Source organism: Pedobacter sp. 22163 (genome assembly GCF_052045595.1).
Taxonomy (GTDB): Bacteria; Bacteroidota; Bacteroidia; order Sphingobacteriales; family Sphingobacteriaceae; genus Pedobacter.
On the sequence record NZ_JBQEPM010000027.1, the window covers coordinates 1 to 1,432 of the forward strand.

2 protein-coding genes are annotated in these 1,432 nt (G+C 42.0%); both read left to right on the forward strand.

The annotated features are described in order from the left end of the window. Positions 1 to 562: transposase (locus ACTJKN_RS27310; RefSeq protein WP_440828770.1), on the forward strand; the 562-nt coding region annotated here is incomplete at its 5' end. Next, positions 562 to 1,401, forward strand: a complete 840-nt coding sequence (locus ACTJKN_RS27315) for an IS3 family transposase (protein WP_440828771.1) — start codon at positions 562 to 564, stop codon at positions 1,399 to 1,401. The genes ACTJKN_RS27310 and ACTJKN_RS27315, both read left to right, overlap by 1 nt. Positions 1,402 to 1,432: the final 31 nt, after the last annotated feature.

The window sequence follows — 1,432 nt, forward strand, 5'->3', positions numbered from 1 at the left end:
TGGACTGCCCCCAAAAAGTTGGACACTTAAAGAGGAGCATTTTATGAGCAGAAAAATTAAGTATAGCCTGGAATTTAAACTGGCTATCATCGGTCAGGTCTTAAGTAGAGAGAAACCTTTGGATTCAATCTCAAGGGAAAATGGTATCGAACGGCGTATGGTCTATCAGTGGGTACAGTTCTATAAGCGTTTTGGAGAGGCCGGACTAATCCCCCAGTCGACAGTCTATTCATTGGAAAACAAACTTGAGGTTATCCGTTACTTTATCTCCAATAAGGTATCTTTGAGGGAGGCATGCCTTCAGTTTAACATCAGATGTAACAGTGTCCTATCAAATTGGTTAAGGATATACGAATCTGCTGGATTCGAGGGGCTGTCTGAAAGAACAAGGAAAAAACATCATCCCATGAATCCAAAGATTCCGAAAAAAGCACCTTCCCTCCAGACAGATCATGAACAGGTCCTGGAAGAAAACAATCGTTTACGTGCGGAGGTCGCGTTTTTAAAAAAGTTACGGGCCTTAATCCAGAAAGAAGAATCAAAGAAAAACAAAAAGCGCTGATCATTCAGGGATTAAGGAATATGTTTGACCTGTCAGTGCTTTTAGGAGTGGCCGGTATGGCGCGGAGTTCATTTTATTACTGTATAAAATGCAGTGGTACAGACGACAAGTACGGAGTGGTCAGGAACCGCCTCAATGCGCTCTACAATCAGCATAAAGGCAGATATGGCTATAGGCGGATGCTGCTCCAGCTAAAAAAGGAAGGACACACCATCAACCATAAGACAGTATTGAGGCTTACCGGAGAGATGGGACTGAAAAGTACCGTCAGGCTTAAGAGATACAGGTCATATAAAGCAGAAGAGGGCCAAACAGTCCCCAATATACTCAATAGGGAGTTTAATGTTGACAGGCCGTTTGAAAAATGGGCAACTGATGTGACAGAATTCAATGTAACTGGCAAGAAACTGTATCTCTCTACCATAATTGATCTGTTCAATGGAGAGATTATAAGTTATTCGCAATCCCTAAGGCCGGACTTCGGGCAGGTTACCGATATGCTGGACCGGGCATTGAAAAAAAAACCAGGTAATACCAAACCCATACTGCATTCCGACCAGGGTTGGCAATACAAGATGAAGAGTTATCAGGTTATCCTGCACAAGAATGGAATTACACAGAGCATGTCCAGAAAGGGCAACTGTCTGGATAATGCTGTAATGGAAAACTTTTTTGGTACGCTAAAGTCTGAGATGTTCTACCGCAAAAAATACCTGTCGGTGGAGGAGCTGAAGGGTGATGTTGATGAGTATATTAGTTATTATAACAATAAAAGGATAAGATTGAACTTAAATGGAATGAGCCCGGTTGAATACCGGACACAAGTATTAAATAATTAATAAGTTTGTCCAACTTTTTGGGGGCAGTCCA